We start from the raw sequence: 7,423 nt of genomic DNA, 5'->3' as shown, positions 1-7,423 counted from the left end.
TTTTTTCAATTAAATCAAATAACATATATATATTTGCAAGCAGAATGAAACCTACACTAACCTCGATGATAGATTTAGCCCCTGGTAACTCCCATAAATAATACACAATTACCGTTACTACTAGCAAAAAGCATAAACTTAACTTAAAATATTTCCAAGATTTATTTTTTTTATTCATCTTATCTCCCTCCTACTTGTAATTCTTGCTCTCACATACGACCTGCTCCAGTAATGCCAGAGTCTTCTTGATAGAAGAATAAATATTAGTCTTTTGTGATACATGATTGGTTTTTGTCTAACATTATTTTTTCCTTATCAAGGATTATTTATTTTTAATGCTATTTCTTCCCGATAGACTTTCTTCAAAGTTTAGAAAGTTGCACAATGCTGAATTCATTTTCACTTTCTAAAACCACTTCACTATATCCGGTGCTTAGTTTTGTATATTAGATACCTAGTATAATTACAATAACGTCTAACTCAATCGCTTTTACTAGCCAAGCCTCTAACCTCTGAACCAAGTTGATTAATGAATTTATTATTTGTATTTTTTCAATGTATTTATCTTCTTTAAAACTGTTTTTTATAACCTTATCTGCAATTCCTTCTAGGTCTATCTTTTTTAGACACTTTAATAAATTGTCTACTTCCTCAAAACTAAAATAATTCTCCCCCAAACATACTGAAATCCTCTTTACTTTTTTCAAAAACACCAAGTAAATATTCAAAAATATCGCTATCAATATAATACGAATCTTCATTCCAAAATTCTTTTTCGGCGGAACTGTATTTAAATTCTACATACATCGTTCCTTATAATTGATTTTTTCTTAAAAACAAGTCTTTATCTATGTTTTTCATAATTAAATTTCCGCCTTTAGGATTGTTTTATCATTTGAAAACACTTTCCTCATCCCATTAAAATCTTGTCTATTCAATATCATTACTCCTTTTAGCATATAAAATCTCTCAATTAAAATACGCTTTCAATTTATCTTCTAAGTCCGTTTTAAAACCATTTTCAATCTTTTCTTTCAACTTTTCTTGAAATGCCCTAAATATTAAAGAACGATTCCTTTCATTCAACACGGCTATCAAATTATTCATAGCTCTGTAACTAGACGTCACATTGCTAGAATATAGGAGTTTAACAAGTTGATTCAAAGCGAAAATTTCATCAGATTCATTAGACAACATATAAATTCCGTATCTCTGCCCTACTTTTGCTAAATCATCTACTTCTACTTTGTTAACTTGAACAATATCCATTAATTGTTTCTTACAATTCATATCTCCCAAAGCTTCTGCTGCTGTACAGCGAACTCCAGCGTCTATGTGTCGAAGCAAATTCTTGATATAAGGAACAGCTTCCAAATACTCATACTCCGCTAGCAATTCTATGCAACTCATCACAACAATGTCTTCATCATTTAAATGTTCTATCGCTTTTTGAGCTATTTCTGTATCTTTAAATTCACTTTTTGCTAAACCTTCAAAAGCAATACAACGAATGAGTGGACTTTCATCATCCATATATGATTTAAATAATTTTTCTAGTTGACTATTTGTTGGATATTCTTTCAATTCTTCTAAAATATTGCTCAATTCATCTACATCAGAAACACTATGAACTTTTCCAAGCAAATCGTGATAATTCATATCATTATGAACCATTTTATCCTCCTATGATATTCATTCATCTAAATTAAAAACCACATCGTTTAATTTAATTTTTTTACATTCTATAACATAGCTTATTTCATCTAACTCAAGAATTAGATTTCCTTCAGCAATAAAATCCGCTCGATCCTCTCCTATTTTAAAAGGAGGCTTCACTACTTCAAGCGTCTCTAGCAGTAATAACGAACTTTCATCAGTGTCTAAATCAAATCTACTTTCTCCATAATTATGTTGAAAATAATAAGCCGTTACCCCTTCTATTTTTAATACTAGCGGGTGAATATCTTCATCATTTTCAGCAAACATAAATTCCAAATTTGCCTCACATAAATTCACATGCGTTTCATGAAGTCTTTTTTCAGGGTATTTATACAACTCAGTTATTATCGCTTGATTTAAAATATTCATTTTCTTTTTCAATGACGTGTTTATCTCCTTAATAATTATTCTTTTCTGTAAATTTTTTCTATCTTTGGAAAATAATTTTCAATAAATAAAACTCGCTATAACATAATAAATATATATTCCTAAAGCGACTATACCTAATATTGCTGATAGGATGGATAAAATTGTAGACTTTCCTTTACGTTTACTCCATAAAACTAATATGAGTTCGATGCACAAAATAATTATTTGCACTACCAAAATCACATAAATATATGATTTCAGGGTTTCACTACTGCTTATGAAAATACCTGTTCCAACTATCATAATCCCCGCAAAAAGTATGCTTGCACCTATGATTTCCAAGATACCTTTAGTTTTTTCTGAGAGAAGCAGCGGAATGAAACAAATTGTAAATGTAATAAAATTTATTGATACATCGATAATAAATTCAATCATAATCGTTTCCCAATTCCCTCCTTTTATAGCGACAGTTTTTCAGTAAAAAACAAAAGTCAAAACCACATAAGTTATATAAGTAAATAAATTAAATATCGTTAGAATTAATACACATACACCTATTAAAACTTCCGATTTTCCGAATTTACTTAAATAATTCATGAATACATTTGCGAAAAGTATCACTATTTCAATTACTAATATAATGTACATATATGTGTGCAATTCCTCTACACAAGAAAGAATTAACCCCGTTCCGACTATCGCCAATCCAGCTATTGATAAGCTGCCAATCACTTTTCCCATTAATTGCTTCTCTTTTTTAATTGCATTTCCACCAACTAAGAAGCATACAAAAGCTATAATATTAATTAAAATATTTAAAATAAAATCCATTTTTCATTCAACTTTCTATATTGTTATTACGATTCTTTATTAACTTTTTAGTCTTAAATGCTCACTGAATAGTAGTTTTTTAAATATGCTTCTTTAAAATCTTCTGCTTCTGATTCATCTGCTGCATCTTTTTTAATAAAATAATCTACCACTTCATCTTTAGAAAGTCGAATCTCACTATTCATTTGCTCCATTTTATTAGAAAATCCAATGATGACTAAATGAGAACTACGATCAAATTTTATTAATATACTCCCATCTAGCAGGAATATAGTAGGGCTAATATCAACTAAATTAATGGGATTTCTTGATTCTTTTGTGAGGATGTTCTCGCCGAATACTCCATCCCATTCATTTACACTTTTTATTTTTATTTTTCCAAGTAATAGCCAACTTGTTAAAAACATTCCAAAAACATCTGAGTGAAAATATATATCTTTTTCTTTATCTAACAAAAGTACGGATAAAATTCGATTTCCTTCTTTCGTATTTTCAAATGCATCTAATGGGAAATATAAATAGTTATATTCTTTGTCAGGTACACAATACGGGAAGTCTAGTCCTGGAAAAGTTAAATCTTTATAGGCTTTATGTAACATATTTCGAAATTTAGCAATCCCTTTAACTTCAAAGTAATCAATAGATTGTTTTTGGTTTCCCACTTTATCCCTCCTGCATTTATATCAGTTCTAAATTCGATTTTTCCATTGAATACGCCATTAACTCACTTGAATCTGATAAAATGACTAATAATGGGAAAACGGATAACAATTTGGCTCTAATATTTTCTATCCTTGGTATTTCGCTAAGCACTAATTTATCTATCTGCTCAGAGATGTCGCAATCTTTTTCTACTAAAAAATACTGGTCATAGCTAGATCCCTCTTCAAATCGTTCTTCATCCTCTTTATAAAAATGAATATATGTCTTTCTAAATCTAGTTTGTTTCACAAGGACTGATTTATCAGCAGCTGCTTCGAAATTACGGGAAATATGAAATTGATATATATCAAATTGAAGAATTAGCCGCTTCATTATTTTTTCAATATCTTCATGAATTTCTTCTAAATATTTACCTTGATTATCATAAGCACCCGCAGTAGTTATACCTTTTAAATGAATCATTTATCTATGCTTCTCCAATTCTGTGTTTAGTTTGTTCGGTGGGATGGTGTATTCTTAATAACATAATGCTTTTTCTTTCTCTCACTTATACCGTCAATTTCCTAAGTATTTAGATACACATGAAAGTCATTATTTTTTGGGAGAATTAATGTTGCATACGGGCTTTCAAGAGGTTCTATATTCCCAGGATTATGAAACATATCCACTTCTGCTTCTGTGTCAATAAAACTAAAATAATAAGGATAATATGAATAAATAGTTATTAAAATACTGATTAATTTATTTTCCAAACTTTTTGCTGGAAACATCTCGGGCAAGTAATCATACGATAGATCAAACAAAACCCCTTGATAGTTATGTTCCTCATAGAAACGTACAACAAATTCCCAATCATCTCTTATCTGCTTGCAATTAATATGAGTCACTTTTGAAAAACTATTATCTTTTTTCACTTCTTCCAAACTTTTAGTGCTAGATAAGTCGCTTTCCGGACTGTAACAAACTATATTTTCAATTTCCACATTTGCTGTACTACTTATCAAATCAATATATTTTTTGACTAGGTTTTTATATGAACTTTGTTTATATACACATCCTGAAGATATGAAACTAGACATTCACACTCCTCCTAAAAAATTTTTTCTCCTTCATTCTGAATTTCACAGCTCTGACACACTTGCTAGGATAAGCCCCAGTAGGTCTTCTAACTCTGAAATTTTATATATAAATGACTTTGACTTAAATTAATTTGGCAATTATTTGCCTCACATCGTCTACCGCTATAAAGCTAATTCATCAACTAAAAATTTCAAGTCTTTTGCATAGAAATTGATTACTTCGCCTTCTAGAATCTGGTAAGTCATGATTGTATTTTGCACTAAAAAATATTCAATGTTTTCGCGTCTATTAAGGTCTGACACTCCGCTAAGTAATGCCTTTATATCTACTCCTTTAGTTACAATTATAAATTTGTTATATTCCATTATTCCAGGGTTTTCCCTCAGCGGCTCTGACTTAAAAATGTTTAGAAAACGCTTAGGCTTTAATGGGAATGCTAGATCACTTCGCTTCTTTCTATCTACTGTATATTCATATATATCATATTTATCAAATAGTGGATTTACCACTGTTCTTATTTCGGGCATGATACTAAAATACTCTTGTTCTTTTTCATCATATGAATCCATAGTAGTCATACCTATACTGTATATCATGTTGTCACTCCTCACGTTTTTTCACTGCATTTTGCAATAGGCTTTCTAAAATTTTTATTCCTTATTAATAAATTATTTTTTATAACTCTTCCCTAAACGCTTCCTGAACTTTCTGTATAGCCTATCTTTCATCCCCAGATTCTCCACAGTCAAAAATGTTTCTACATCATACCAAGGAACATCAATATCAAGTTTTTTATCAACCGCTAAAAGGGCTGTGTCTGAATATTCATTAACGAAAAGAAAGAGTTGCTCAGAAGGGAAATACATATAGCAATATAAAAATATCGTTGTCTCTGTTATATTTTCAAAATCCAAATTTTCTACTATGCTACCCTCTTCCTGCGTAAAGTCTATTACTTCCTTTAAATTCAAGATAGTTTTGCTCTTTTGTAAAAATTTATCTTCTTTCAAAATTTCACTAATATACGCTTTCTCATCCTGTGTAATTTCCACAATTTGTTTAATCATATGGATGAATTCTTTCGTATCCATATAAATAGCCTCTGGTTCTTCAAAATAAAAGTTGTATTTTTCAGGATTAGGAAATATTTGTTCTGGTAAATTTTTTTCTAAATCGATAAGTTTTTTTATTTTAAATTCTACTTCATCACTAGTCAATTTGCTCATAAGGCCAACCTCTTTCCAACCCAAAATCACTACATAAGCTTAGAATCATACACATATTATGCGATAATCTTACCTGCATCATTCATCAAAGTACTAACATCGCCATGTGTATTATAGTGATACTATAGTGTTTTATCGTTCATTTCATCTGCAAATGTAATAAAATTTATTGATATATTGATAATAAAATGAACCACGATAACCTCCTAAACGCTCTACTACAGTACTGCCATTATTTCTTTATAATCTCCCACGCATGGGTTAGAAAAGAATATAGAACCTATAAATAAACAAGGTTACATATGTAGGAAAGCACTCAAACACCGTTATCAATGTTATAACAAACTGTACTTTAAAAGTTTTTTCTTTAAGTTTGAAACTAAGTATAAAAATAATTTGTTCTTAACTTCTATAGTGACTTTCATTCCTTAAATACCCAACCGAGGGACTAGCATTATACAATAAATTATAAGGGCTAACAGGAAAATAATGATAGCTATACTGTTAAGGACGGTTTTATTGTTTTTCTTACGTCTCGTTTCATAGCCAATAATTAATATAAGTAGAAAAACAAAATATATTATTATCACAAGTAACATATTATCCCTCGATCCTTCTTAAAAGTAGATAATTATTCCCGTAACCGCAAATAAAGTTAACAATATTAATACTTGCATACACCTAGAAAAGAAGTTGTCTTTCTTAAAATCTATAATAACTATACACATTATAATTATGCCGATGAATTCCAAATCCATTATTAATTTCAAAATTGAATCCATTTCAATCTCCTAATTTGGTTATTTTCTTTCCTTTTTCTTTTTTTATGTTCTCTAGGATTGTATTCTTACTATCTTGCTTATGCTCACGCAGAGATTATTCTTTTGATATGTATTATTTACATCTCTTACTTTTAGAATAAGCCCTCCCTGTAAAAATGGAGGGCTTATTCGCAGTTTATTTTTTTAGTCTGTTCATCAAATCTTGTTCTACACTGCCGCCGAAACGCAGGGCTAGAATATCTTCTTTCTTTATCCAGCAAGTTCCATCTAATCGACCTTCGTCATCCACTAAATTAATTTCTAATCCTTCATATTCATTTTCAGCAATCATTCCAATTGCTGGTGTCTCGTCGCCAATGATGTCAATAAAGATTATCTCTTTACTTTGGTATACATAATCAGCAGCAATTTCGAAAAGAGAATGCTTTTTGTTTGGTGCTTTCTCAAATAATCCTGAGCTGATTGGTTGATTAAGATGTTTTGCGAGTAGTTCAGCTGATTTTAAATGCGCCGTGTCAATTTCTATTCGATACACTAATTCTAACGGGAGAACAACATGTCCCTCTTCGTAACCGTCCGAACGTCGCGAGCGGAACATAACATCACTCGCTGTAACTGCTTCAATGTAGCCCGCCTCGAAATATTCGTCTTCGCGTGATGCGTAGATGGCTACTAGTTTATTTGCTTCCTAACATTTTAGTTTCTTCTCTTAAATTTGTAATCAATATATTTAATCTTTTTAAATTTTTATGG

11 protein-coding genes are annotated in these 7,423 nt (G+C 30.3%); all 11 read right to left on the bottom strand.

Going from position 1 to position 7,423, the window contains the following annotated elements:
- Positions 1-446 precede the first annotated feature (446 nt).
- Positions 447-761, bottom strand: coding sequence for a hypothetical protein (locus tag HCB45_RS14770; RefSeq protein WP_260508466.1), 315 nt, complete (start codon positions 759-761; stop codon positions 447-449).
- A gap of 208 nt (positions 762-969) precedes the next feature.
- Complete coding sequence (locus HCB45_RS14765; protein WP_185620401.1) at positions 970-1,674, bottom strand: HEAT repeat domain-containing protein; 705 nt, start codon at positions 1,672-1,674, stop codon at positions 970-972.
- A gap of 18 nt (positions 1,675-1,692) precedes the next feature.
- Positions 1,693-2,100: a YxiG family protein gene (locus HCB45_RS14760; RefSeq protein ID WP_260508465.1), complete on the bottom strand. Its 408-nt coding sequence runs from the start codon at positions 2,098-2,100 to the stop codon at positions 1,693-1,695.
- 66 nt (positions 2,101-2,166) lie between these two features.
- On the bottom strand, positions 2,167-2,523 hold the full coding sequence (locus tag HCB45_RS14755) for a hypothetical protein (protein ID WP_185620400.1): 357 nt from the start codon (positions 2,521-2,523) through the stop codon (positions 2,167-2,169).
- A gap of 39 nt (positions 2,524-2,562) precedes the next feature.
- Complete coding sequence (locus HCB45_RS14750) at positions 2,563-2,919, bottom strand: hypothetical protein (RefSeq protein ID WP_185620399.1); 357 nt, start codon at positions 2,917-2,919, stop codon at positions 2,563-2,565.
- A 53-nt stretch (positions 2,920-2,972) separates the two neighbouring features.
- Positions 2,973-3,581 (bottom strand): hypothetical protein, encoded by a 609-nt coding sequence (locus tag HCB45_RS14745; RefSeq protein ID WP_185317967.1) that lies wholly within the window; start codon positions 3,579-3,581, stop codon positions 2,973-2,975.
- A 16-nt stretch (positions 3,582-3,597) separates the two neighbouring features.
- A complete protein-coding gene (locus HCB45_RS14740) occupies positions 3,598-4,044 on the bottom strand; it encodes a hypothetical protein (RefSeq protein WP_185308415.1) in 447 nt (148 codons plus the stop codon).
- Positions 4,045-4,145: 101 nt separating this feature from the next.
- Complete coding sequence (locus tag HCB45_RS14735) at positions 4,146-4,661, bottom strand: hypothetical protein (protein ID WP_260483709.1); 516 nt, start codon at positions 4,659-4,661, stop codon at positions 4,146-4,148.
- Between the two features lie 162 nt (positions 4,662-4,823).
- Positions 4,824-5,258 (bottom strand): hypothetical protein, encoded by a 435-nt coding sequence (locus tag HCB45_RS15385; protein ID WP_185620405.1) that lies wholly within the window; start codon positions 5,256-5,258, stop codon positions 4,824-4,826.
- Positions 5,259-5,330: 72 nt separating this feature from the next.
- Positions 5,331-5,888 carry a hypothetical protein gene (locus HCB45_RS14725; protein WP_185620398.1) on the bottom strand — a complete coding sequence of 186 codons (558 nt, stop codon included), beginning with the start codon at positions 5,886-5,888 and terminating at the stop codon, positions 5,331-5,333.
- 957 nt (positions 5,889-6,845) lie between these two features.
- Positions 6,846-7,268 carry a hypothetical protein gene (locus HCB45_RS14720; protein ID WP_185620404.1) on the bottom strand — a complete coding sequence of 141 codons (423 nt, stop codon included), beginning with the start codon at positions 7,266-7,268 and terminating at the stop codon, positions 6,846-6,848.
- Positions 7,269-7,423 lie beyond the last annotated feature (155 nt).

Source organism: Listeria farberi (assembly GCF_014229245.1).
Classification (GTDB): Bacteria; Bacillota; Bacilli; order Lactobacillales; family Listeriaceae; genus Listeria; species Listeria farberi.
The sequence above is the reverse complement of the archived record's forward strand: the minus strand, read 5'-3'. Positions and strand labels throughout refer to the sequence as shown.

Excerpts from the sequence above, each read along its gene's own strand:
- HCB45_RS14770 (WP_260508466.1), bottom strand. The coding sequence starts at position 761 with ATGAAGATTCGTATTATATTGATAGCGATATTTTTGAATATTTACTTG.
- HCB45_RS14765 (WP_185620401.1), bottom strand. The coding sequence starts at position 1,674 with ATGGTTCATAATGATATGAATTATCACGATTTGCTTGGAAAAGTTCAT.
- HCB45_RS14755 (WP_185620400.1), bottom strand. The coding sequence starts at position 2,523 with ATGATTGAATTTATTATCGATGTATCAATAAATTTTATTACATTTACA.
- HCB45_RS14750 (WP_185620399.1), bottom strand. The coding sequence starts at position 2,919 with ATGGATTTTATTTTAAATATTTTAATTAATATTATAGCTTTTGTATGC.
- HCB45_RS14740 (WP_185308415.1), bottom strand. The coding sequence starts at position 4,044 with ATGATTCATTTAAAAGGTATAACTACTGCGGGTGCTTATGATAATCAA.
- HCB45_RS14735 (WP_260483709.1), bottom strand. The coding sequence starts at position 4,661 with ATGTCTAGTTTCATATCTTCAGGATGTGTATATAAACAAAGTTCATAT.
- HCB45_RS15385 (WP_185620405.1), bottom strand. The coding sequence starts at position 5,258 with ATGATATACAGTATAGGTATGACTACTATGGATTCATATGATGAAAAA.
- HCB45_RS14725 (WP_185620398.1), bottom strand. The coding sequence starts at position 5,888 with ATGAGCAAATTGACTAGTGATGAAGTAGAATTTAAAATAAAAAAACTT.
- HCB45_RS14720 (WP_185620404.1), bottom strand. The coding sequence starts at position 7,268 with ATGTTCCGCTCGCGACGTTCGGACGGTTACGAAGAGGGACATGTTGTT.